The sequence below is a fragment of the Parvimonas sp. D9 genome, from assembly GCF_035282565.1.
Lineage (GTDB): Bacteria > Bacillota > Clostridia > Tissierellales > Peptoniphilaceae > Parvimonas > Parvimonas micra.
In genome coordinates, this window is sequence record NZ_JAYKBM010000049.1 from 1 (window position 1) to 490 (window position 490).

Consider the following 490-nt stretch of genomic DNA (forward strand, 5'->3'; position numbering starts at 1 on the left):
AGCTAACCAGAACACATCTGCGGCTCTCTATGAAGCTGCCCTTGTCAGAATGTACGGAGCGCAGGAAAAAGCCGCAGAGGAGAATCGGCGCTACCTCACGACTCTGATGCTCAAGGAAGATCAGGACAACGATCGGTATGTGCAGCGCACGTACATCGAGCGTAATGAGCATATGTGCGCCGCAGAGGCCATGAAGATCCTTCTGGAACTCGAAGACATGCTCAATCCTGATTTGCCTTTGTACCCGAATCCTACACGTGATTGTTCTCGGATGTGTAGCTTCCTTGGTGCCTGCGTTAGCTATGACGATGGTGGCGACTGGGAAGAAACGCTGAACCTGAACTTCACCGAACGAGATCAAGCGCCCGATAGCCTTTGGCATAAGCGCGTTCCTCGTCCAGAGGTTCTGGCGCAGATTCGCAGAGAGCGTCGAGGGCTGCCAGACCTTGAAGATATGCAAGCACGTCTGCAGCAGCTGCCAAAGCCTGAG

General features: G+C 53.9%; 1 protein-coding gene. It reads left to right on the forward strand.

The annotated features are described in order from the left end of the window. Positions 1 to 49 precede the first annotated feature (49 nt). Positions 50 to 490, forward strand: a 441-nt coding sequence (locus VJI94_RS07965; protein WP_324008958.1) for a hypothetical protein, incomplete at its 3' end; no start/stop codon positions are given.